The organism is Aquabacterium fontiphilum, assembly GCF_009909205.1.
GTDB classification, from domain to species: domain Bacteria; phylum Pseudomonadota; class Gammaproteobacteria; order Burkholderiales; family Burkholderiaceae_C; genus Aquabacterium; species Aquabacterium fontiphilum.
The window spans coordinates 76,008-99,229 of sequence record NZ_JAAAPN010000015.1; the positions used below are offsets into that span (position 1 = coordinate 76,008).

At 66.1% G+C, this 23,222-nt stretch carries 24 protein-coding genes; 12 read left to right on the forward strand and 12 right to left on the reverse strand.

All coding sequences use genetic code 11. The features are described from left to right. Positions 1–159 precede the first annotated feature (159 nt). Positions 160–366 carry a hypothetical protein gene (locus GTZ97_RS15970; RefSeq protein ID WP_161651896.1) on the forward strand — a complete coding sequence of 69 codons (207 nt, stop codon included), beginning with the start codon at positions 160–162 and terminating at the stop codon, positions 364–366. Here GTZ97_RS15970 and GTZ97_RS15975 read toward each other — a convergent pair. Further along, positions 354–1,610, reverse strand: a complete 1,257-nt coding sequence (locus GTZ97_RS15975; RefSeq protein WP_161651898.1) for a cytochrome P450 — start codon at positions 1,608–1,610, stop codon at positions 354–356. The two genes, GTZ97_RS15970 and GTZ97_RS15975, sit on opposite strands and share 13 nt — an antisense overlap. Before the next feature lie 120 nt (positions 1,611–1,730). On the opposite strand from GTZ97_RS15975, the gene ctaD reads away from it, so the two are divergent. The 4 genes from ctaD (at position 1,731) to GTZ97_RS15995 (ending at position 5,861) form a co-directional block, all read left to right on the forward strand. Beyond that, a complete protein-coding gene (ctaD, locus tag GTZ97_RS15980) occupies positions 1,731–3,380 on the forward strand; it encodes a cytochrome c oxidase subunit I (protein WP_161651900.1) in 1,650 nt (549 codons plus the stop codon). Positions 3,381–3,382: 2 nt separating this feature from the next. Beyond that, positions 3,383–4,159, forward strand: a complete 777-nt coding sequence (locus tag GTZ97_RS15985; RefSeq protein ID WP_161651902.1) for a DUF2243 domain-containing protein — start codon at positions 3,383–3,385, stop codon at positions 4,157–4,159. 84 nt (positions 4,160–4,243) lie between these two features. Next, entirely contained in the window at positions 4,244–4,519 is a 276-nt protein-coding gene (locus tag GTZ97_RS15990; protein ID WP_161651904.1) for a helix-turn-helix domain-containing protein, read from the forward strand. Position 4,520: 1 nt separating this feature from the next. Further along, entirely contained in the window at positions 4,521–5,861 is a 1,341-nt protein-coding gene (locus GTZ97_RS15995; protein WP_161651906.1) for a type II toxin-antitoxin system HipA family toxin, read from the forward strand. 24 nt (positions 5,862–5,885) lie between these two features. Here the strand turns inward: GTZ97_RS15995 and GTZ97_RS16000 are convergent, their stop codons facing one another. The 6 genes from GTZ97_RS16000 to GTZ97_RS16025 form a co-directional block, all read right to left on the reverse strand. Further along, positions 5,886–7,403 carry a protein adenylyltransferase SelO gene (locus tag GTZ97_RS16000; RefSeq protein WP_201748321.1) on the reverse strand — a complete coding sequence of 506 codons (1,518 nt, stop codon included), beginning with the start codon at positions 7,401–7,403 and terminating at the stop codon, positions 5,886–5,888. A 108-nt stretch (positions 7,404–7,511) separates the two neighbouring features. Then, the gene (locus GTZ97_RS16005) at positions 7,512–8,114 is read right to left on the reverse strand and encodes a GNAT family N-acetyltransferase (protein ID WP_161651910.1); all 603 of its coding nucleotides are present in this window, start codon (positions 8,112–8,114) and stop codon (positions 7,512–7,514) included. A gap of 50 nt (positions 8,115–8,164) precedes the next feature. Next, complete coding sequence (locus GTZ97_RS16010) at positions 8,165–9,058, reverse strand: NAD(P)H-hydrate dehydratase (RefSeq protein ID WP_161651912.1); 894 nt, start codon at positions 9,056–9,058, stop codon at positions 8,165–8,167. Continuing rightward, on the reverse strand, positions 9,055–9,831 hold the full coding sequence (locus tag GTZ97_RS16015; RefSeq protein ID WP_161651914.1) for a histidine phosphatase family protein: 777 nt from the start codon (positions 9,829–9,831) through the stop codon (positions 9,055–9,057). Before GTZ97_RS16015 ends, GTZ97_RS16010 begins: the two co-directional genes overlap by 4 nt. A gap of 228 nt (positions 9,832–10,059) precedes the next feature. After that, positions 10,060–12,561, reverse strand: a complete 2,502-nt coding sequence (locus GTZ97_RS16020; RefSeq protein WP_236651272.1) for a YbcC family protein — start codon at positions 12,559–12,561, stop codon at positions 10,060–10,062. A gap of 51 nt (positions 12,562–12,612) precedes the next feature. Then, the gene (locus GTZ97_RS16025) at positions 12,613–14,202 is read right to left on the reverse strand and encodes an NADH-quinone oxidoreductase subunit L (RefSeq protein WP_161651918.1); all 1,590 of its coding nucleotides are present in this window, start codon (positions 14,200–14,202) and stop codon (positions 12,613–12,615) included. A gap of 98 nt (positions 14,203–14,300) precedes the next feature. Here GTZ97_RS16025 and GTZ97_RS16030 point away from each other — a divergent pair, with 98 nt between their 5' ends. Further along, entirely contained in the window at positions 14,301–15,179 is an 879-nt protein-coding gene (locus tag GTZ97_RS16030; RefSeq protein ID WP_161651921.1) for a LysR family transcriptional regulator, read from the forward strand. Here the strand turns inward: GTZ97_RS16030 and chrA are convergent. Genes chrA through GTZ97_RS16055 form a run of 5 tightly spaced genes read right to left on the reverse strand, consistent with a single transcriptional unit; the run spans position 15,168 to position 20,559 of the window. Continuing rightward, positions 15,168–16,517: a chromate efflux transporter gene (gene chrA, locus GTZ97_RS16035; RefSeq protein WP_161651923.1), complete on the reverse strand. Its 1,350-nt coding sequence runs from the start codon at positions 16,515–16,517 to the stop codon at positions 15,168–15,170. The two genes, GTZ97_RS16030 and chrA, sit on opposite strands and share 12 nt — an antisense overlap. 33 nt (positions 16,518–16,550) lie before the next feature. Continuing rightward, positions 16,551–17,177, reverse strand: coding sequence for a DUF2894 domain-containing protein (locus GTZ97_RS16040; protein ID WP_161651925.1), 627 nt, complete (start codon positions 17,175–17,177; stop codon positions 16,551–16,553). Further along, positions 17,174–17,824: an OmpA family protein gene (locus tag GTZ97_RS16045; protein WP_407926749.1), complete on the reverse strand. Its 651-nt coding sequence runs from the start codon at positions 17,822–17,824 to the stop codon at positions 17,174–17,176. The genes GTZ97_RS16040 and GTZ97_RS16045 overlap by 4 nt, the downstream gene beginning before the upstream one ends. Continuing rightward, the gene (locus GTZ97_RS16050; protein WP_161651927.1) at positions 17,821–19,836 is read right to left on the reverse strand and encodes a coiled-coil domain-containing protein; all 2,016 of its coding nucleotides are present in this window, start codon (positions 19,834–19,836) and stop codon (positions 17,821–17,823) included. The genes GTZ97_RS16045 and GTZ97_RS16050 overlap by 4 nt, the downstream gene beginning before the upstream one ends. Before the next feature lie 18 nt (positions 19,837–19,854). Continuing rightward, positions 19,855–20,559 carry a DUF3348 family protein gene (locus GTZ97_RS16055; protein ID WP_161651929.1) on the reverse strand — a complete coding sequence of 235 codons (705 nt, stop codon included), beginning with the start codon at positions 20,557–20,559 and terminating at the stop codon, positions 19,855–19,857. Between the two features lie 187 nt (positions 20,560–20,746). Here GTZ97_RS16055 and GTZ97_RS16060 point away from each other — a divergent pair, with 187 nt between their 5' ends. The 6 genes from GTZ97_RS16060 to GTZ97_RS16085 all read left to right on the forward strand — a co-directional run bounded on the left by GTZ97_RS16060 (position 20,747) and on the right by GTZ97_RS16085 (position 23,113). Beyond that, positions 20,747–21,124, forward strand: coding sequence for an SRPBCC domain-containing protein (locus tag GTZ97_RS16060; RefSeq protein ID WP_201748322.1), 378 nt, complete (start codon positions 20,747–20,749; stop codon positions 21,122–21,124). Continuing rightward, the gene (locus GTZ97_RS16065; protein WP_236651266.1) at positions 21,121–21,570 is read left to right on the forward strand and encodes a rhodanese-like domain-containing protein; all 450 of its coding nucleotides are present in this window, start codon (positions 21,121–21,123) and stop codon (positions 21,568–21,570) included. The genes GTZ97_RS16060 and GTZ97_RS16065 overlap by 4 nt, the downstream gene beginning before the upstream one ends. A 25-nt stretch (positions 21,571–21,595) precedes the next feature. After that, entirely contained in the window at positions 21,596–21,874 is a 279-nt protein-coding gene (locus tag GTZ97_RS16070; protein ID WP_161651933.1) for a DUF1653 domain-containing protein, read from the forward strand. Then, positions 21,871–22,200 (forward strand): hypothetical protein, encoded by a 330-nt coding sequence (locus GTZ97_RS16075; RefSeq protein ID WP_161651935.1) that lies wholly within the window; start codon positions 21,871–21,873, stop codon positions 22,198–22,200. The genes GTZ97_RS16070 and GTZ97_RS16075 overlap by 4 nt, the downstream gene beginning before the upstream one ends. 140 nt (positions 22,201–22,340) lie before the next feature. Then, positions 22,341–22,655, forward strand: coding sequence for an isochorismate lyase (locus tag GTZ97_RS16080; protein ID WP_161651938.1), 315 nt, complete (start codon positions 22,341–22,343; stop codon positions 22,653–22,655). A 5-nt stretch (positions 22,656–22,660) separates the two neighbouring features. Then, entirely contained in the window at positions 22,661–23,113 is a 453-nt protein-coding gene (locus GTZ97_RS16085; protein WP_161651940.1) for a GNAT family N-acetyltransferase, read from the forward strand. The last annotated feature ends 109 nt before the right edge of the window (positions 23,114–23,222 follow it).

Consider the following 23,222-nt stretch of genomic DNA (forward strand, 5'->3'; position numbering starts at 1 on the left):
AAGGCCGACGCAGGGAAAGGGCCGTTCACAGCGGGCTCCAGAGGGCATGAGGTGGCCCCAAATGGCAACCGGCGTGCCATACGACTTTGGGCACATCACTTGCTGCACCTCGGGAAAGCCCGCGCATGGGCGCCCACATGCAGGAGTGAACCGATGTACATGAGCCCACAGGAACTGCAACGCCGCCACAGACAGCTTCGTCAGGCACTGGAACAGGCCTATGCCCAGACTCCGTGGAACAGCCGCCAGATCGACCGCATTGCCGATGAACTCACGGAGACTGCGCGCGCGCTGGCCCGCCTTGAGATGCTGTCAGCCCGGCTGTCTCCCCCAGATCGACCAGAGCGGCGTGCTCACGCCACCTGAACCAGCCGTTCGTGCAGGGCCACATGCACCTGCTCAATCTCCATGCCCCCCACGGGAAGGGCCGGTAGCCGTTTGAGGTCAATGCGCAGGTTCTGCGGCGGCACGCTGTACTCGACCCAGGTGAGGAAACGGATGGCTGATTTCATGATCAGCACGGTGGGCGCCTCTCCGGGACAACGGTGTCCGTCCAAGTGCTGTCCGCCGCCTTGTGGAATGAACTGAAAGGCAGTGGGCTCCTGGCCCAGGAATCGTTCTGGCTGAAAAAGCTCGGGATGGCGCCAGACGCGGCTGTCATGGTTGGTGCCATACAAATCCAGCACGGCGCGCTGGCCCTTGCTGATCTGGAGACCTTCCCACTGGAAGCTGCGCCGGGCCCGCGCCACAGCCATCGGAAAGAAGGGATAGTGTCGTCTGACCTCTTGCACGAAGGCATCGAGCATGCGTTCATCGTCGTCCTTCAGCCGGGCACGCCACTGAGGCCGCAAAGCCATCGCGTGCGCAGCGAATACCACGAACACGGCCACTGCAACCAACGGACGCAGCACATTGAGCAGCTCGACAGCCGCCAGCCGTGGCGACAGCAAGCGCCCCTGCTCGTCTTCCAGCAGTGAGAACATCGTCAGCCAGCTCGGTGAGGCCGTGGCAGGCTTGGCGCGGGCCTGGCGCACCACCTCCGTCAACCAGCGCTCGGCCCGATGCCGAGACCAACGGGCCCGCAGGTGCCGCCACCCAGGCGAGGCGGCATCGTCGTACATCGAGACGAGCCAGCGCGTGCACCGTGGCAGCATCTCGTCGCTCACCGAGATGCCGATCCAATTGCAGGCCGCCCGCGCCAGCACGGGTTGGACGGCCTGGTAAAGGCTGAAGCGGCCATGATGGGGCCACTGACGAGCGCATTGTGTCCAACCCAGTTCCAGCCAAGATGCCAGGGATGCCAGCGAAGCGGGCCCCATCATCGACATGAACAGGGTTTTGCGGATGCGATGGGCGTGGCCGTCCAGTCCCTGGAGGGCCCCTTTACCAAACAGCGTCGCCTGCAGAGGCTCGGGCGCCGCGCCCCGTCTTTCGAAGTAGCGTGCATCGTAGAAGAGCTCTGCGGCGCGCGCGCCCGTCAGGCACAGCGTACGCCGGCCGAGCAGGCGGTCCTGGAAGCCATCCACCTGGCGACGCCGACACTGCCGCGCAATGTAGCGGTAGGGGTCGGCCAGCAGATCCAGTGTGTGGTCGAACAGGAGCTTGGGCATCGTTGTTCCATCAGCGCATGGTGACAACCGGCAAATGCCGTGCCACGGCGATCGCAGCGGGCACCTGGCTTGCCAACCTCGCGCAGCCTGACCTCGCAGAGCTTGCCAACCGGAGCCCCCATGTCCACCATCCTGACACCCAGTCCCTCTGCACCTGGCAGCCATGCGGACGATCATCACGTGCAGCATGGCTGGCGGCGCTGGCTGTACGCCACCAACCACAAGGACATCGGCACGCTCTACCTGCTGTTCAGCCTGAGCATGTTGATGGTCGGCGGGCTGCTGGCCATGCTGATCAGGCTGGAACTGTTTCAGCCTGGGCTGCAGTTCATCAACCCTGAGCTGTACAACCAGTTCACCACCATGCACGGCCTCATCATGGTGTTCGGCGCGGTGATGCCGGCCTTTGTGGGCTTGGCTAACTGGATGATTCCGCTGCAGATCGGGGCGTCGGACATGGCCTTTGCGCGCATGAACAACTTCAGCTTCTGGCTGATGCCGCCGGCGGCCATCATCCTGGTGGGATCCTTCTTCATGCCAGGTGGCGCCACCAGCGCAGGGTGGACGCTGTACCCACCCTTGAGCATCCAGATGCAGCCTGGCATGGACGCCGCCATCTTTGCCATCCACCTGCTGGGGGCCTCATCGGTGATGGGGGCGATCAACATCATCGTGACGATTCTGAACATGCGCGCGCCGGGCATGAGTCTGATGAAGATGCCCTTGTTCTGCTGGTCATGGCTGATCACGGCTTATCTGCTGATTGCCGTGATCCCGGTGCTGGCCGCAGCCATCACGATGATCCTGACAGATCGCCACTTCGGCACGTCCTTCTTCAATGCCGCCGGCGGCGGTGATCCGGTGCTGTATCAGCACATCTTCTGGTTCTTCGGCCATCCCGAGGTCTACATCATGATCCTGCCGGCCTTTGGCGTGGTCAGCCAGATCATCCAGGCGTTCTCGCGCAAGCGGCTATTCGGCTATGTCTCCATGGTCTACGCCATGGCCGCGATCGGGGTGCTGTCTTTCATCGTCTGGGCCCACCACATGTTCGTCACCGGCATGGAGGTGACCGGCCAGCTCTTCTTCATGTATGCCACGATGATGGTGGCCATTCCCACCGGGGTGAAGGTGTTCAACTGGATCGCGACCATGTGGCGCGGGTCCATGACGTTCGAAACCCCCATGCTGTTTGCCGTGGGCTTCATCTTCGTGTTTTCGATCGGTGGGCTCAGCGGGGTGATCCTGTCGGTGGCACCGATCGACGTCCAGGTCCACGACACGTACTACGTGATCGCCCACTTTCATTACGTGCTGGTGGCCGGTTCGCTGTTCGCGTTGTTTGCCGCCTTCTACTACTGGGCGCCGAAGTGGAGCGGCGTCATGTACCACGAGCGACGTGGGCAGATCCATTTCTGGCTGTCGATCATCAGCCTGAACGTGACCTTCTTTCCGATGCACTTTCTCGGGTTGGCTGGCATGCCACGGCGCTATGCTGACTACCCGATGCAGTTTGCCGACTTCAACGCACTCGCATCCATGTCGTCGTTCGTCTTCGGGCTGACGCAGGTGTACTTCCTGTTGTTCATCGTGTTGCCGGTCTTGCGCAAGCGCGGCGAACCCGCGCCGCAGCGCCCATGGGAGGGCGCCGAGGGCCTGGAGTGGGAGGTGCCTTCGCCGGCGCCGCACCACACCTTCGAACAGCCACCCCAGTTGGATGAGTCGGGCCACCGTCTGGCCACGCCCGTGGCGCCACAGGGAGGACACTGAGCATGTCTGCACGACGCATGGGTACAGCGGCAGCGCTGCTGGGTTTCAGCCTGGGGGGCTTCTTCGATGGCATCGTGCTGCACCAGATCCTGCAGTGGCACCATGTACTGAGCGCGGTGCGCTCGGAGGCGTGGGCGACCGTAGAAGCGCAAATCCTGGCCGATGGGCTGTTTCACGCGGCCATGTACCTGATCGGCTTGCTGGGCCTGTACCTGCTGGTGAGCCGACACGGCTCGGTGTATGCCCAGCGGACCTGGGCGATGTTTCTGCCGATGTTTCTGGTGGGCTTTGGCGTGTGGCACGCGGTCGATGCGGTGCTGATGCACTGGTGGCTGGGCCTGCACCGGGTGCGCATGGATGTGCCCGAGCCACTGTGGTGGGATCTGGGGTGGCTGGCGGTGTTCGGGGCGCTGCCCCTGCTGCTGGCGCATGTGCTTTGGCGGCGCCGGCAGCACAGGGGCTTTGCAGGCTCGGCACTCACGGGATGGGCCGTGGCCTTGACTGTGGGGGCGGGCGTGGTCGCGGGCTGGCCCAATGGGGGCGACACGGCCACCGTGATCTTGCGTCCGGACATCAGCGCGGCACAATGGCTGCAAGCCTTACCGGCTCATGAGGCGCGCATCCTGGGCAGTGACCCAGGCCAACGGGTCTGGGTGTTGAAACTGGCGCCCGAGGCGCGTCGCCATGGCCTGTACCGCCACGGCGCCATGCTGGTGAGCGGGACGCTGCTACCGGCTGGGTGCGCCAGCCTGGCGCCGCAAGCGGCACTGCGCCCTTGACAGGCGCAATTAACTGGAAAGCAGTTAATTGACTTTTACCATCTATACAAATAAAATGGTTTTACCTGTTCCTCGGGTCAAACCATGCACGCTTCCCTGCTTCCTCTGCTGACGGCTGCGCAACTCGGCCCCACCCTGGTGTCGGCGCGCAAGGCCCGTCGCATCAGCCAGGCGGCCCTGGCCGAACGCATCGGGCTCAGTCAGAGCCGCGTCTCGTATCTTGAGCTGCACCCTGGTGACCTGAGCGTCGACCAGCTGATGGCCTGGTGTGCCGCGCTGGGTCTGGAGCTGACAGTGGGCGCACGCGAGGCCGCCCACACTGGCTCGGCCGGTACGGTGGCCGACACGCCCGCCTGGTGACATGGGGCGCCCCTCACACAGCCGCAGCCTGGGCATCTGGGCCAATGGCGTGCGCGTGGGTCGCTGGACGCTCACCGGGCGCGGTGACGCCGAGTTGCAGTACGACCCGGTCTGGGTGAACAGTGACATCGGGCGGCCCCTGTCGTTGTCGCTGCCGTTCACGCTCGAAAACAGCCCGCTCAAGGGCCCGCGGGTGCTGCATTACTTCGACAACCTGCTGCCCGACAGCGAGGCCATCCGCCGGCGTGTGGCCGAGCGACATCGAACTGGCTCCATCCATGCGTTCGACCTGCTCAAGGCCATCGGCCGAGACTGCGTGGGCGCCGTGCAGTTACTCGACGACGATGCGCCCCCACCCGTCGTGAACCGCGTCGAGGCCACACCGCTGAGCGAAGCCGAGATCGCGCAGCACCTGGTCGATGCGGTGCGCACACCCGCCATGCTGGGGCTGCGGCCGGAAGACGACTTCCGCATCTCGCTGGCAGGCGCGCAAGAGAAGACGGCGCTGCTGTGGTGGCAAGGTCGCTGGCAGCGGCCACATGGCAGCACGCCCACCACCCACATCCTCAAGCTGCCGATGGGGCTGGTGGGTGGACGCGGCGCCGACTTCAGCACCTCGGTCGACAACGAGTGGCTGTGTCTGCAGATTCTGCAAGCCTATGGGCTGCCGGTGGCCCAGGCAGAGATCGCCACCTTCGGCGCGCAGCGGGTGCTCGTGGTCGAGCGCTTTGATCGGCGGCTGGCCCCGACGGGCGACTGGCTCATGCGCCTGCCGCAGGAAGATTTTTGCCAGGTGATGGGCCTGTCACCCTGGCAGAAGTACGAAAGCGACGGTGGGCCCGGCCTGAGCCACCTGTGCACCACGCTGCGCCAATCGGTGAACGCCGAGGCCGATGTGCGCACGGTGCTGATGGCGCAGTTGCTGTTCTGGCTGCTGCGCGCGCCCGATGGTCACGCCAAGAACTTCAGCATTCAGCTTTTGCCGCGGGGGCGCTTCCAGCTCACACGGCTGTACGACGTGATGTCGGCCTATCCGGTGATGGGCGCAGGCGCGGGCCAATGGTCGGTGCACGACATCCGCCTGGCCATGGCCGTGATGGGCCGCAACCGCCACTACCGCATGCACGAGATCCAGCGCCGTCACTTCAACCACACAGCACGCAAGCTGGGGCTGGCCGAAGGTGCCGAGCCGCTGATCGCATACGTGCTGGCCGACACCCCGCGCGTGATCGACGCCGTGCAGCAGCGGCTGCCTGACGGCTTTCATGCCGAGGTGGCCGAGCGGATTCTGGGTGGCTTGAAGCAGGCCGTGGCTGCGCTGGAGCGCATGCCCGCTGAGTGAGGCGGCTGCCTGACGCGCCGGCACTCAGGTTCCGCAGAAGGTCTGGTAGCAGGCTGTGACGGCGGCTGGGGCGGGCTCGCCATAGGGGGCCAACTCGGGTGTCTCGAGATACGGTGTGCGCAGCGCGGCGAGCAGGCGCTCGAAGGGGGCGAGGTTGCCATCGTTGGTGGCGGCAGCCAACGCGTCTTCCACGTGGTGGTTGCGCGGGATCACGTAAGGGTTGCGCTGGCGCATCTGGCCGGCGCGGGCCACGCGGGCCATGTCGTCGGTCGACTCCAGCGCCAGCCGCGCCTGCCAGCGCGTCAGCCAGGCATCCCATGCCTCAGGCTCGCGGCCCAAGGCCCGCAGGGGCTGAGCCTGGCCCTCGGCCGCATCGGCCAGACGCCGCCAGGCCAGCGTGAAATCCGCTTCCTGCTGGCGCAGCAGATCCAGCCAGGCATCGGCCAGTTCGGCATCGGCCGCATCCTGCTCGGGGCCCAGGCTGCTCAAGCCCAGCTTGGCTTGCAGGCCGCGAACCTGCGCCGCCTGATACCACTCGGGGAAGGCTTCAATCACCGCCGTGACCTGCTCGATTGCGCGGTTGATGTGGGGCTCGGTCAGGTCCTCGGCGATCACCGGCAGCAAGGCCTCGGCCAGCCGCGCCAAGTTCCATTGGGCGATGGCCGGCTGGTTGCCATAGGCGTAGCGCCCGCCTTGATCGATCGAGCTGAAGACGGTCTGCGGGTTGTAGGCCTCCATGAAGGCGCAGGGGCCGTAGTCGATCGTCTCGCCCGACAGCGTCATGTTGTCGGTGTTCATCACACCATGGATGAAGCCCACGTTCATCCACTGCGAGATCAGCACGGCCTGACGCCGGGCCACGCGTTGCAGCAGATCCAGGTAGCGGGTGGGCTCGCCCACCAGATCGGGGTCGTGGCGGGCGATGGCGTAATCGGCCACTTTGCGCAGGTGGTCGTACTCGCGGCGCACGGCAAAGTACTCCATCGTGCCCACACGCAAGTGGCTGGCGGCCACGCGGGTCAACACGGCGCCAGGCATGGCCCGCTCGCGGTATACCTGCTCACCTGTGCCGGCCACAGCCAGCGCACGGGTGGTGGGAATGCCCAGGGCATGCATGGCCTCGCCGATCAGTACCTCACGCAGCATGGGCCCGACGGCGGCCTTGCCATCGCCCCCGCGCGAGAACGGCGTGGCGCCCGAGCCCTTGAACGCGATGTCACGCCGCACGCCATGGCGATCCACGACTTCGCCGAGCAAGAGCGCGCGGCCATCGCCCAGCCGGGGCGACAGGCGCCCGAACTGGTGGCCCGCATAGGCTTGCGCCACGGGCTGGGCGCCAGCAGGCAGCAGGTTGCCCGCCCACAAAGCCGCGCCTTGCGCGGTCTGCAAGGCGGCCACATCCAGGCCCAGCTCATCGGCCAGCGTGTCGTTGAAGAACAGCAGCGAGGGTGTCGGCACCACGGCCGGCTGCCACGGCACGCAGCAGTCACTCAGCTCGCGCGCGTAGCTGTTGTCGAACTGAAAGCCAAACGCCTGGGTCATGGCGGCACTCATGTGGGGTGAAACTGCCTCGATGTTGCCTGCAGCGGCGCATGTCTGCCAGGCGGGCGGCGGGTGTCCTTGGGTAGGGCAGGGGTTCAAGACGGGCGTTCAAGCGGGGCTGACGAACCCCTCGGCCATGCGCGCCTCCAGCCGCTGCCGCACCGTCGGCCATTCCGGCGCGGTGATGCTGAAGATGACCGAGTTGCGCACGAAGCCATCGCGCATGACCATGTGGTGGCGCAGGATGCCTTCCTGTTGTGCCCCGATGCGCTGAATGGCCTTGCGAGAGACCGCGTTGCGCTCGTCGGTCAGCAGCTCCACCCGGTTGCAACCCCAGCTTTCGAATGCATGGCACAGCATCAGATACTTGGCCTCGGTGTTGATGTGGGTGCGCTGGCTGGATGCCGCGAGGAAGGTGGCCCCGATCTCCACCCGCCGGTGCGCGGCCTCGATGCAGCGAAAGCGCGTGCTGCCCACAATCCGACCGGATGCCAGATCGACTGTGGCAAAGGCCAGCTCCTTGCCGGCGGCACGGGCCGCGTCGGCCTGGACCAGGAACTCCGGCAGATCCCGAGGGTGGGGCACGAAGGTGACGGGCAATTCCCACAACCGGCCATCCTCGATGGCCGCTGCAAGACCGGGCAGATGCGAGGCGTTCAGCGGCTCGAGCCGAACCTGTTTCCCTGTGAGCGTGATGTTGTCAATGTGCATGGCGCAGGTCTGTGGTTTGACCACAGCCTAGCAAACCTGCGCGCTGGCCTTCAGTGTGCGGCGTCCGATGGCGGCATGAACTGCGCCATGAGGCCAGGCACCTCATCGGGGATTTCGCGCGCCAGGTAGCCCAACAAGCCCCAGCGGCGCGCCAACTGGTCGCCCGCGCTGGCGTGCAGGAACACCGACCAGGCCGCCGCCTGAACCAGGGAGGCGCCGCGCGCCAGCAGGCCGGCGATCAGGCCTGAGACCGTGTCGCCCGAGCCGGAAACCGCCAGACCGATGTTGCCACCCTGATGCGCCCAGGCCTCGCCCTCGGGCGTGGCAATCAAGGTGCGGGCGCCTTTGAGCGCGACCACCGCGCCCCATCGTGCGGCCGCCGCACGCGCCGCCGCATCGGGCGCCTGCCGCAGGGCCGACTTGCTCAGCCCCGTCAGGTGGGCCATCTCGCCGGCATGGGGCGTGAGCAAAACGGGCTGCGCCACCGCGTGGCGCATGACCACGGCCATGGCTGCTGCATCCAGCACCACGCCGGCCTTGCGACAGTGAGGCAAGAGCATCTCGACCACATCCAGTGTGGCGTCGCCCTCGCTCATGCCGGGCCCGATCAGCACGCCCTGCGCGCGCCCGGCCAGCTCGATGAGCTTGGCCATGCTGGCTGAACGGGGCCAGGCCGCCATGTCATCTGGCATGGCGATCACCCGTGCCTCGGGCACGGCCAGCGCGATGCCGGGCGCCACCGAGGCCACGGTGACCAGCGTGAGCTTGCCCACCCCTGCGCGCAGCGCCGCGTGGCCAGCCAGAATGGCCGCCCCTGGTGTCTCGGGGCAGCCGGCAATCACCAGCGCGCGACCACGGGCCTCCTTGTCTTCGTCGTCGGCCGGGACGGGTAGCGGCCAGTCGCGCAGGGTGGCGACATCCAGCTCGTGCACGGTCGGGTTCATGAGTGGGGCGCTCCAGGAACGTCTTTCTCAACGGTGACCGGCGTGCCCTCGTGAACGAGGGGCGCCACAAAGTTTGCCTCACACAGACACAGCTTGCCCTTGCGGCCCGCCTGCGGGTCGAACGCATAGTGGGTGACACCGCAATTGGGCACGTCGGCCTGGCGGTCGGCCTCGAGGATGGTCTGCTCGTCCATGCGCTCCAGCAGGTAGCGAAAGCAGTTAACGATGACCTGGTGCCCGACGATGAGCACGCTTTCGCGGGCATGCTCACGCGTGATGGTCTCCAGCACCTGTCGCAGCCGCAGGATCACATCGCACCAGCTCTCGCCACCTGGCGGGCGGAAATAGAACTTGCCCACATGGGCGCGCTGCTCGCTGAGCTCGGGATAGCGCTGCTGGATGCCCACTCGCGTGAGGCGGTCGAGGATGCCGAACTCTTTCTCGCGCAAGCGCTCGTCGCGCACGATCTGCACGCCCGCGGGCCCTGCGCCCAGTTGTCCAGCTTCCACCACGATGCGGGCGGTCTGGTGTGCGCGGACATAAGGCGAGCACATCACGACGGTGGGCTGCTGCGCCTCGGGCAAGGCGCCAAACCAATGACCCAGGGCACGCGCCTGCTGCTCGCCCAGCGATGACAGCGGCGTGTCCATGTCGCGTGTGGCGATGTCGATCAAGGGCAGGCCGGCCTGCTCGGCGTGGTCGCGCGCGACATTACCGGCGCTCTGGCCGTGCCGGACGATCCACAGGTGCTGCGGCCATTTTTGTTCGGGCATGCGGGCAAGGCAATGTTGAAGACCGCGATTCGCGGCAAGCGCCATGCCCAGGCAAGACTGGCCGGCTGACGCCGCTGTTCGCCCCCCTGTCGGTCTCAAGACCGCTTGCCTGCGCGAGGCGGTCCCTTCTCGCTGGTTGCCAGGCCGTGCAATCTCAATCTCGCGCGTGAAGGAACCGGACTGGTCAGTGTCAATATGGCTGGCCAACTGAAGGGTCCAGCAGTGAGCTCATGCCGCGGGCAGATCTCTCCAGCCGCCCGAGTCATAGCGCTGTAGGCGCGTCGCACCGTAGTGCCACAGATGCAGCCAGCCGTTGTCCAGCAACTGGCGCACGATGGTATGGCGCGTGATGATGGCCTCGATGGCCTCCACCGGCGCGTCTATCAGCACGGTCAGGCGCAAAGGCTCGTGCATCCATTTCTGACCATCATGCAAAGACTGCTTGGACAGGCCGATGCGCAGATCGCCCCCGTTTCCTTCGAACACACCGATGTGGCCACCCACAACGTTGTGGAGCACCTTGTTGCCACTGCCCAGACGTACAGGGTCGCAGGTCGATGCGTGATACTGCCAGTTGATCCAGTGCGTCACCAGCATGGGGGCCGTCATCAGCAGCTCAAGGATGCTGCCATCGGCATCCTCGCTGGCCTCGTAGTCGTGCAGAAAGCTGCGTCCATCCAGGCGAATGCCTTGTGTACGGTAGCGTGGCGCGATGATGAAGGCGGCGTTGCCAGCCAGTCCCCACTCCGGCCGGGTCTGGGCCCCGTCGTTGGCGCGGCGGCGTGCCTGACGCAGCAGCTCATCCGGGGCGGCTGCAGTATTCAGCCCGACCGTCGGCGCGCGCTCACGGCGTACCTGATCGCCGGCCTGATCCAGGGCAGGTTGCAGCTGTTGCCAGCGCTGGCGCGCGGTTTCCGGCAGCAGATCCAGATCAAAGGCTTCGATTTCATCGGTCGTGGTGTTGTGCAGACAGGCCACAAACCGGGTCTCAGCGGGCACTTCGATGCCTTCAGCATGCAGGCCGTCGCGCACGGCTGGATCGTTGAGCAACAGGGCCAGGCTGCGTGCATTGACCTCACCTGTCTGGCCGCAGCAGGCACCGCAGTCCAGCGCGGCGGCATGGGCATTGTTGGCCGACTGGCTCCCATGGCCCACCAGCAGCACCAATGGCGCCAGTCTTTGCGTCATGCCCATGGCGCGCAGGACACGCGCCGCCAGCGCCGTGCGGGTGCCCAGATCGGCGCCGCTCAAGGTTGGGCGACACACAGGCCGATAGCGTGTGGGCACACCCGCAAGGTCGTCGCGCGGCCGCTCGGCAACTGAGGGCAACAACCACCGCCCCAGCTTGCCCAGGTAACCCAGCCCTGCCGCCTCGACATAGGAGAACGCCGCGCTGGGCCAGCGGCTGGCGGCGTCCCACTGCGCAGACAAGCGCAGGCGCTCACGACGGGCCTGGGCGACGGCCAGCGTACGGCTGGCATCGGGCAGCGCATCGCAACCAGCGCCAGCGTAGACCTGATCTGTCACCTCCATGGCCGGGGCAAGCAAGCCGGGCAGTTGCGGACGGCGCGCCTCGGTGGCCAGGGGGGTGTACGCCACGGGCAGGCCAAAGAAACCAGCAACGCCGATTGTCTGCACGCCAGGGTGTGCGGCCTCCAGCGCGCGCCGGACCGGCTCGCTGCGCACGTCGATGCAGAATGCGGCCTGCACGCTGACAGCGCAAGCCGCGGACGTTGGCGCACTCAGAACCCGTTGCGCCAGTTGCCGCTGATAGCCTCGCTCCAGCGCCAGCTGCCACACCTCGTCGGCCAGCAACATGTCTTCGGCCTGGGCCAGCACCGCAGGTGCATTGCGCCATGCCGCCTGAAGGGCGCTGAATGCCGTGCGCGTGCTCAGGTCATCCTTGCACTCCAGCAACACCGCCCCCCAGGCCAGGCGAATGGCCAGCAAATCGCGCAGATGGGCATCTTGTCGCCCTTCCTGGCCGGCCTGCCACCCCAGGTAAGCACACCATGAGGCCCAGCCATTCACCGTCAGAAGCACCGCCTCCAGGTAATCCGCCCACACCGCGTCTGCAAGGCCCAGGCGGCCTATCGCCCAGCGTTCGGCATCTGCCCGTGTGGCGGGCAGCACCCCCAGCCGACGGCCGAGATCGGGCAGGCCCATCAGCAAGCCGATGCCGTGATCGTGCTGCAGGGTGTCACGCCAGAAGCCATACAGCCCCTCTTGTCGCTGAGGCTGCCAATCAGCCTGGCAGCCATCAAAGTAGGCCGCACACGTCTGGCTGACCTGGTGGGTAACAGCCTGCCGCCAGGCCAGGCGGGTGTGGCGATCAGGGGCGTTGTCCAGCACATCGATCAGCAGCGGCAGTTGCTGGCTTGGCGCCGTCGTACGCAAGGCCGCAAGCGCGGTATCGGCTATCCAGCCTTGCTCTCGCGCCTTGGGGATGGCCGCAATCGCCTCGGCCAGATCCTGCGAGGTGATCCGGCCATCATCCCATGCAGCCCACTGCCGCTCGCGTGGCGGGAACACCTGAATACCACCCAGCACCGCCATGCGTGCGGCCACATGCCGGATCGGCATGCTCACGCGCGACCAATGCGGATTGACGGCAATGGCACGGTCCAGTGGCCAGGCGGGTGCAATCGCCTGGCACGCCTGGGCGCAGGCCGCGTCAATGCGCGAAGCATCAAGGCCCTGTCCACGATGGTGGCGGGTCTGCGTTGGCATGGCTTCGGTGCGGGTCAGGCCGGCGAGGGTCATGTGGGCTCCTGGATCCGTTCAGTTCGACTGCGTGGCGTGCGCATCCGGGCTCGCCTGGTACGCGCTGCTGCTGGGGGCGCCGGTCATCCAGCCCGTGGGCCATAAACGCAGGGCCAGTCGCGTGTAGAACTCATCGAGGTAGAGGCCCGCGTAGCTCCAGCGGCGCCAGGCCATCAAGGCGCGCGGCTGCCGTTGAACCGCCACCAGCCACACATGCAGCGCAGCCATGGCCACCAGCGTGAGCACACCGGCGAGCTCATTCGGACGATCTGCCGTCCCCAGCGGCAGCGCATGGAGCAGGGCGGCGAGCGCGGCGAGCCCCGACACCATCACCAGACCCATGGCCAGTTGCAGCACGACCATTCGGGGCAGGTTCACCCGATCACCCGCCTTAGGCTGAGCCACCCACAACATCGGTGCCCAGGCCAGCGCAAGCACCAGGCTCCACCACCACGGCCATGGGCTACCCAGCGCCGCCTGCACAGCCCAGACCACGACAACAGACCACACCGGGGCCAGCATCAGGCTCCAGCCAGCGGGTGCGCTCAGGCCCTGCAACGCCTGAAAGCGTGTGCGTTGCACAGCCGAAGAGGAGGCGAGGAAGGCATGCGCCTTGTACAGCGAGTGGCCCATCAGGTGCAAGGCAGCGAGGGTATAGAGACCCAGGCCGCACTCGACCACCATGAAGCCCATCTGCGCGACCGTCGACCAAGCTAGGCGCACCTTGATGCTGATGCGGGTGAGCATGACCATGCTGGCCAACACTGCCGTGGCCAAGCCCAGCACCACCAGCACGCCTTGCGCCGCTGCCGCTTGCTCCAGCAGGGGCGCAAACAGGATCAGCACGAAACCCCCCAGGTTCACCACGCCGGCATGCAACAGCGCAGAGACCGGCGTGGGCGCCTCCATCACCTGGATCAGCCAGCCATGAACCGGCAGCAGAGCGGTGCGCAACACGACCGCCAATGCGACACACAGTGCGGCACCTTGCAAGGGCGCCGAGGCGCCATGCTGAGCCAGATGGGTCCACAGATCCGAGAAAGCGCCACTGCCCACTTCCGACCATGTCAGCGTGGCAGCCACCACGAGCAGCACGTCGGCTGCGCGGTCGGCCATGCGCTTTTTGAAGGCGGCCAGCCGCGCAAACGGGCGCTCGGTGTAGAAGCACAACAGTTGTTGCAGGCACACCCCCACCACAGCCCATGCCGCGATCAACACCACCCAGTGCCCAGCCAGCAGCAGCACATGCACCGACGCCAGCACACCCGCCAGCGACTGCAGGTAGCGGCGTTGGCCAACCTCGCCCTCGAGGTAACGCGCCGAGAAGCTGGCGATCACGGTGCCCAGGAACTGCACCAGCACCGCCATCCAGGCGCCCAGCAACTGGGGCGACAACCATGGCGCCAACGCACCCCCCTCCACCTGATCCAGCCCATGGCCGACCAGGGTCAGCACCGTCGCCACCAGGGCCAGCACCGACAGCACATGAAAACCCCGCCATGCGCGGCCCACTGCGGCATCGCTTGACCCGGGCAGCCCTGCGGCCAGCAGCATCAGCACGGCGGGGGCCAAGACGCTCAGTGCCCAGACGGGTGGGTGCAAATCCATGGCGGACATCTCGGTAATGCGATAGCCCGAATGGTGCGTCGCTTTGTTTGTTCTGTAAAATTCATTGATTAGAACATTTCATTCACTTTTAAAGAACCATGAAGCTGGAACAACTGAACTTCCATCACTTGTTCTACTTCTGGCGGGTCGCCAAACTGGGTCATCTCACGCAAGCTGCGGCAGACCTGCACACCTCGCAATCGGCCTTGTCAGCCCAGATCAGGCAACTGGAAGATCGCCTCGGCGAGGCGCTGTTCATGCGTGAAGGACGCCGCCTGGTGCTCACGGATGTTGGGCAGTTGGTGCAGTCCTACGCCGAGCACATCTTTGGCCTGGGCCAGGAGATGCTCGGGCGGCTCGAAGGACGCAGCGAGGGCATGACCCGCCTGCGGGTGGGCAGCGTGGCCACGCTCTCACGGAACTACCAGGAGAACTGGATCCGCCCGGTGATGGCCGACCCGAGTGTGGTCCTGACCCTGGAGTCAGGCCTGCTGGAGGATCTGCTCACCCGCCTGCTTCACCACCAACTGGATGTGGTGCTGGCCAACGAGACCGTGCCGGCCGATGCGGATCGCCCCCTGCATTGCCGCTTCCTGGGGAGCCAGTCGATCTCGCTGGTGGGGCCGGCCAAGGTGTGGAAGCGCCGGCGCCTGCGCATCCCGGAAGACCTGGACGGGGTGGAGCTCGTGCTGCCCGGGCCGCGCAATGCCGTGCGTGCGCAGTTCGATGCCTTGTGCGCCTCGGCCGGGGTGAGCCCCAGGCTGAAGGCAGAAGTGGATGACATGGCCATGCTGCGTCTGATTGCACGCGACAGTGGCTGGCTGGCCGTGTTGCCCGAGGTGGTGGTGCAAGACGAGTTGCGCTCCGGCATCCTGGTGACAGTCGGTCAGGCCAGCCAACTTCAGGAGCGCTTCTTCGCCATCACCACGCCCAGACGCCATCGCATCGAGGCCCTGGAGCGCCTGCTAGCGAACTAGCTGCGCGGCAAGCCCGAGTGCCGCGCACGCCGCAAGCAGCGGCATGATCCCGACCTTGAAACGAAACAGCGCCAGCATCGCGCCCAGCACGATCAGCGCCGATGGCCAGTCGAAGCGGCCCTCGAACCCCTGCGGCCACAACACGTGGTACGCAAAGAACAGCGCCAGGTTGAGGATCACGCCCACCACCGCTGCGGTGATGCCCGTCAGCGGCGCGGTGAACTTGAGGTTGCCATGGGTGGATTCGATCAGCGGGCCACCGGCCAGCACGAAGATGAACGAGGGCAGAAAGGTGAAGAAGGTCACCACACAGGCGGCCGCGGCGCCGGCCAGCAACAGCGCATCCGGGCCGAACAGCTGCCTGGCCCACCCGCCGACAAAGCCGACGAACGCCACGACCATGATCAGCGGCCCTGGCGTGGTCTCGCCCAACGCCAGGCCATCGATCATCTGCGGCCCAGTCAGCCACTGATGGTGCTCCACCGCCCCCTGGTACACGTAGGGCAGCACGGCATACGCGCCACCAAATGTCAGCAGCGCCGCCTTGGTGAAGAACCACCCCATCTGCGTGAGCACGGCCTGCGGCCCTTGCGTCAGCGCCAGGATGCCCATGCCGATGGCCCACAGTCCCAGCCCCATGCCCAGTGCCGCCCACAGCCGGCCGCGACGAAAGCGGGCGTGGGGTGGGGTAGGGGTGTCGTCGTCGATCAGCGCGGGCCCGTAGCTGTGCTGGGCTGAACCGTGGCCGCCCCCCACGGCAAACACCTGCGGCGCCAGGCGGCCCCCCACGGCGCCCGCCAGGCCCGCCAGCAACACGATCAGCGGGAAGGGGGCGTCAAACGCGAAAATGCCCACAAAGGCCGCCGCAGCAATGCCCCACAGCCAGCCGTTCTTCAGCGCGCGGCTGCCAATGCGATGGGCCGCATGCACGACCAGGGCGGTCACTGCCGGCTTGATGCCGTAGAACAGGCCGGCCACCAGCGGAAGATGACCATAGGCCAGATAGATCCACGCCAGCGCCATCAGGATGAACAACGAAGGCAGCACGAACAGCGCGCCAGCGACCACGCCGCCCCAGGTGCGGTGCATCAACCACCCGATGTAGGTCGCCAGCTGCTGGGCTTCGGGGCCTGGCAGCAGCATGCAGTAGTTCAGCGCGTGCAAAAAACGCCGCTCGCTCAGCCAGCGTCGGCGCTCCACCAGCTCGGTGTGCATGATGGCGATCTGGCCGGCCGGGCCACCAAAGCTGATGAAGCCGAGCTTGAGCCAGAAGCGGAAGGCTTCCCAGAAGCTCACTGGGCGCGGTGGCGCCTGCAGAGGTGAGGGTGGTTCGTTCATGCGCGATGGCAAAGGCTGCTGGCCTACCTTAGCTCATTTGCGTGTCCGCGCTGTGGCACGTCGCCCGCCCTTGCCCTCTTTCGAACTGTTCTTCAGGCTGACTGGCTGTTGCAGCTGATCCAGCCACAGCAAGGTGTCCGTCTGACCCAGAAAGCGCCGCAGGTAGTCAGGCGACAGGTCCTGCATGCGCGTCATGGCGCGCACCATGAGCCGGTGTGAGTTCAGCGGACCCGCATTCTCGGGCGCCTTCTGAATGGCCTCGGCCAGCTGGCGCTCGGCAGCAATCTGCTCCCACACCACCCCGAAGCGGCGCGCGCTCTGGAGGGTATGGGGGTCATCGTCCATGCTGCCCAGATCGGCCCAGTCATCTGCGGGCTCGGCCGAAGCGCGTGGGCGCGCGGCCCATGCACGGTTGAGTTCTCCCAGCGGGGACAGACGAGGCGGGGGCAGCGGGGAGGAAGACGCTGCTCGCGCGGGCGCAGGGTCAGCCAGCGCCGTCAAGGCGTGCGCCAGGCGTTCGTGAAGCAGGGCCTGCACCGCAGGCGGCTGCGTGGCCAGCCGCCGGGCCAGCGCCTCGGCAAAACGGAAGCGCACCGGATCGCGAAGGTGAGCACCCTGCGCGCGCAAATCAGCCAACGTGGAGGACACGAGCTCGCTCATGGGGCACTCACACCGGCGGCCAGGCGCGGCACCGGTGCCATTTCCACCCTTCGGTTCTGTGCGCGACCGGCCTCGTCGTCATTGGGGGCCACCGGCTGCTCGGCACCAAAAGCGGCCGCGAACACCTGTGACGACGGCATGCCGGCTTCCACCAGCGCCCGCGTCACGGTCAGCGCGCGCTGGGCAGACAGCTCCAGGTTGTCGGCAAAGCGCTGATTGCCATCCCGCAGCAGCTTGTTGTCGGTGAAGCCGCTGACCATCAGCAACTCGTTGCGCTCGCCCAGGTACACGCGCAAGGGCGGCACCAGGCTCTTGAGCAGCTGGCGGCCATCGGCCCGCAGCTGGTCCGACCCTGGGTCGAACAGGACACTGCCGCTGATGCCGATGCGGCCTTCACGCAGGGTGACGCGGCCACTGGCCAGCGGGCCGGCCAGCGCCTGCTCGAGCGCGATGCGGCGCTGCTCTTCCTGCTGGCGCTTGTGCACCTCTTGCTGCAGGTGGGCCACCAGGTCCATCTGCACCACCAGCATGCCCACCAGGATCAGCACGAAGGCGCCCAGCAGGCCAGCCATCAGATCGCCAAACACCGCCCACATGGGCGCGGTCTGCTCCAGCGCGTCGTCGCGGTCCTCGGCCAGCATGTTCATGCGCCTCCAAGCGCCACAGCCGGCTGCTGCTTGAGGCGACGCAGGTCTTCCACAATGCCTTGTTGCGCGCTGATGCTCAGGTCGATCACCTCGCGGGCCTGGGCCACGTAGTAGGCCAACTGTTCGTCGCTGCGCGCCAGCGACTGGGCGATGGCCGCCTCCACGCGCTGCAGGCTGTCAGCCAGCTTGTCGTTGCTGGCGCTGAACTGGCCCACCCCGTGCTGGAACGCCTCGCCCAAACTGGCCAGCTCGACGGCGCTGGCCGCCACCCGTGTGGCGACTTCGTCCACCTGCCCCGTCTGCGCGGCCAGGCTGTCAGACAGTTGTGCGGCCGTCTGCTCGAATACCTGCCCGGCCGACTGCACCAGCTGGTTGACGGCTTCCCGCTGCTGCGCGGTGGTGGCCTGCAGGATGTCGAGCAAGCCCGCCAGGCGTTCGGTGAGTGCGGCGCGCTCGGCCAAGGCCTGGGTGTCGCGCTCGCCCAGCCGAGTCATCTCCTGGCGCAGCTGGGCGATGACCTCGGCGGCGGCCTGGGGCACGTCGGCCGCGGTCTGCAGCAAGCGGGTGATCGGGGTCTCCAGCGAGGCACCCAGGCTGGCCAGGTGCTGCGCGGCAGAAGCCTGAAGGGCATCCAGGCGGGCGATGGCGGTATCTGCCCGTGCGGCCTCCTGCTCGCGCAGCGCGGTCAGCTCCTGACGCCAGACCGTGGCCAGCTCGTCCATGCGCTGGCGCTGGGCGTCCTGCCATTGGGTCTCGGAGGCCATGCGGCTACGCACCAGCGCTTCCGCTTGGGCCACAAGCTGCTGCGAGGCCTGCAGGGTCTCGTGTGCGCGCTGGCCAGCCTGCTCGGCCACGGCCTGCGCCGTGCGGCTGAGCGCCTCGGTCACCGCCTGCTGCTGTGCCACGCTGTGCGCACCGGCGCGCTGCCACTCGTCAGCGAGCCGCTGGGTGGTTTCAGCCAGGCTGTGCTGCCACTGCAGCAGACGCGCGGCATCGGCCTGCGCCTGCTGGTCCTGCGATTGACTGGCCGCCTGCCGCCAGTCGCTCAGCAGCGTCTGCCATTGCGCCTGCGTCGTGGCCACCACGCGCTCGTGCAATTGTTGTGCATCGCGGCCCAGGCTGTCCATGGTCTGCACCACGACCGGCTCGATCGCCTGGGCCGCTTGCTGGACACCCTGGCGCAATGTTTCTTGCAACGACGCCCCGACCGTGCGGGCCAGCTCGGTGTAGGCGGCGGCAGCCTCTTGCTGGAAGGTCTGTTGCTGGCTGACCAGTTGCTGTTGTAGCCGTTCGGTACGCGCGTCCTGCTCGGCCATCCAGGCCTGCAGACGCTCGGCAATCAGCGGCAGCGCCTGGGCCTGTGCTTGCAGGGCCTGAACCGTTTGTTCTCGTTGATGGGCGGCCGACAGCGGGCGCAACACCGTGGCCACCGCCACATCCAGCTGGCGCGACACCGTCAGACGCTCGCGGCGGGCCAATGAGGACATCAGCCCCAGCATGGCCGAGGCCGCCACACCGGCCACCGAGGTGCCGAATGACAGGCTCAGCCCCTTGATCGGCTCGGCCAGCGCGGCACGAATGGCGGTCAGGTCGGCCGAGCCTTCGAGCGCAAACACCGCGCCCTTGAAGGTCACGACCATGCCGAGAAAGGTGCCCAACATGCCCAGCATCACCAGCAGCCCGACCAGATACGGCGTGAGCGCCGGGCCCGGTAGCGGCGCGGCCAGGCCCTCGATGCGCTGGCGCACCGGCGCGCGCAGGCTGGCGTCCATGGGTTGCAGCCACGCACCCAGCTCGGCCGGCGGGGCCGACAAGGTGTCCAGCGACTGAGCCAGGCCCCGTGTGGCCGCACGGTACTGCCGCAGCTCATGCGCCCCCAACAGGTAGCCACCCGCAATCAGCGCCGTCATGACCAAAGCCAGCGGGTTGCTCCCGACAAAGCCCCAGCCCACCCAGACCACGGCGGCCAGCCCCAGCGCAAATGCGCATGCCGTTGCAATACGTGTGTTCATGCTTGATCTCAGTTGTTCTTATCGAGAAGAAAGGGCCGGATCGGCGCGCATCGCGGCAGGCTGCTGCGCGGCATCGACCATGCCTTGAATGGGTTGTTGCCGGTGCTGCAGTTCGGCCAGCAGCATCTGGCGCATGTCCTGGTTGAAACCCTCCACCCAGTTGCTTGCGCCTTCTGGCTCAACACCGCGACGGTGTTCGAAGCGGCGTTCGAGGTAAACCGAGACGCTGGCCAGCAGCCGCTGCTCGCGCGGGCCCAGCATCTCATCAAGTACACCATCGAGCGCGGCCAGTTGCCGCAGGCCAGACGTGCCGGCGGCCAAGGCCTTGCGCACCTGGGCCCGCCAGGCGTTGACGCGGTTTTCCAGCTGCTTCTGAACAGTCAGGTAGCGTTGCTGGCTTGGGCCATACGTGGTCTGCGCGCCATCGCCGAGCGCGGTATCCATCAAGGGCAGGGCGCGGATCCAGTCGGCGGTGTCCGCCAGGAAGCGCCGATGGCGCTCAGCCAGGTCAGCCGCATCCAGGGTGGACGTCACCCCCCGGGCCGCTGACGCGTACCGGTCGATCGATTGCAGGGCGGCCTCCAGCCGGACGCTGTCGACGGCAGACAACCAGTTGCCCAGCGCATGGGCCAAGTCAACCTGTGCGGCATCCGCGTCCAGCCGCGCCCACGCACGCAACAGGCGGGCGAGCGGGGAAGGGGCGAAGGCACGGGGAAGGGACATGGTATTTGCCGGTCAACAGGGCTGCCCACAGCGGAGCCGCCAGCGCGAAAGGGCAGTATTTTCCTCCACGGACGGGCTCGCGCAGTATGCTGATGCATGCTGGACTGCGCGCGCAGCGTCTGGCTCAACACGATCAAGACAGGAGTGCCACGTGAAAATCACGGTCGAAACCACCATCGCCGCACCCATGGACCTGGTCTGGCAAACATGGACTACGCCGGACGACATCAAGCAGTGGAACGCGGCCTCAGACGACTGGCACACCACCCAGGCGCGTGTTGACCTTCGTGTGGGCGGCAGCTTCTGCTCGCGCATGGAGGCGAAAGACGGCAGCGTGGGCTTCGACTTCGAAGGCGTCTACACGAACATCGTGCCGCACCAGCTGATCGAATGCACGTTTGGTGATCGAAGCCTGCAAGTGACTTTCATCGATGGGCCCCAAGGTGTCACCGTCCGAGAGACCTTTGATGCCGAGGAGGTCTTTTCGGAGGAACAGCAACGCGCCGGCTGGCAAGCCATTTTGGATAACTTTGCGCGCCATGTGCTGAGCAAGCACGGGACATGAAACACGGTATGCAGACAACGACCCTGATTGCACAGAGAGGAACGCGCGTGAACGCCCAGCTACAGCACTACGCCAACAAATTGCAATACGAGATCGATGCCTGGGATCTGAAGGTGGCACTCGAGCGCGGCGACAACGTCGTCGTGATTGACGCCCGCTCACCTGACGCCTACGCCACGGAGCACATACCCGGCGCCATCAATCTGCCACATCGGCAGATGACGGAAGAGAACACCTCAGGCATCGATCAGTCCGCATTGATCGTCACCTACTGTGACGGCATCGGCTGTAACGCGTCTACCAAGGGCGCCTTGAACATGACCAAGCTGGGCTTCGACGTCAAAGAACTGATGGGCGGGCTCGACTGGTGGAAACGAGACGGGTATCCCACAGCGGGCTCGGCAGGCATCGCCGCGACGGATGCCCCCAGCTGCGGCTGCGAATGACTCCGTCAGTCCCTGATTCATCACCATGACCAACGATCTTGCACCCCTGCCGTCCCTCCCGCTTGGCCGTTATCGCCACTACAAGGGAGGCGAGTACGAGGTGCTCGGGGTGACCCGGCACAGCGAGACACTGGAGCCGCTGGTTCTGTATCGACCGCTGTACAACGACTCAGGCTTGTGGGTGCGGCCGTTTGCCATGTTCATCGAGCCAGTGACACACGGTGGCAAGACGCAACCGCGATTCAGTCGGGTCACCGCTGAAGACTCTGCATCACCACCTTCTGCCAAACCCGACATCAGATGATCGACCGACTGGCGTCTGCGGCCTTTGGGGCGGTATGGGGGGCACTCATCGGCGCCATCCTCGTGTGGTTACACGGTGTCTACTCCCAGACCCTGGGTCCCGCCACGACAGACATCGACGCCCAACGATGGATTGCGGGATCGGCTCTGTTCTTTGCCGCGCTGGGTCTGGTGTTCAACCTCGGCATCGGCTCGATCATCGGCTCTGCACTCAACGCCCTCCTCCGATTTGAAACCTTCGAAGACCAATCGACCGTCTCTGGCTTGCTCAAAGGCGCTGTGCTGGTCTTGGTTGTGCTGTGTCTGCTGTGGGTATTGCATGTTTGACCTGGGTCGGCGCGGATCTAAGTGATCAGCAACTGAACGACATCATCCGTCACTGACCGTCGACGCCAGCGCGGCAACCCCTGTTCACCCCGCTTATGGCTTAATGGTTCGTCCAGACAACCATCATCAAGGACAAGGGGATGAACATCGACAACGCGCTGCCGCCGGAGCAGTGCCAGAGCATGGACGACATTCGAGCCGAGATCGACCGGATCGACCGGGCGGTCGTCACACTGATCGGCAAACGATATCGGTATGTCCTGGCTGCGGCCAGATTCAAGACATCGGCCTCCGCCGTTCGTGCCCCCGAGCGATTCAAAGCCATGCTGGCCACGCGTCGTGAATGGGCTGAACTAGAGGGGCTCAGTCCGGATGCCATTGAACGCATGTTCGCTGATCTGGTGAGTCACTTCATCGAAGAAGAGATGCAACGCTGGAAGGGCTGCCAGACGTGACCGCCATGCACATCACCCTCCGAGAAGCGAAATGCACCGATGTCGAGTCCGTGGCGGTGCTGTTCGACCAGTACCGCCAGTTCTACGCGCAGGCGCCGGCCCCCGCGCTGGCTCGGCAGTTCATCGGTGACCGACTGAGGCAACAGCAATCCGTCATCCTGGTGGCTGAGCTGGCCGATGGCGCGCTGGCCGGCTTCTGCCAGCTGTATCCCACCTTCTGCTCGGTCGAGGCGCAGCCCATCTATGCCTTGTATGACCTGTTCGTGCGCCCCGAGCTGCGAAAGCTGGCGGTGGGCCGCAGGCTGCTCCAGGCAGCAGAAGCCAGGGCGGCGGCGGATGGCAAGGCGCGCATGGACCTCACCACCGCCCGCACCAACGTGGTCGCGCAATCCTTGTACGAATCGCTGGGATGGGTGCGCGATGAGGTTTTTCTTGGCTACATGTCACCGCCGCAGTAATACTGACCCACTTCGTCGGCGTAAAAGTGACCCACCTGGGGTAAGGATGGCGGCTTTGGCCGCCGATGTTGACCCAGGAGCAAGTAGTGGAGATCAAGGTGATGTCTCG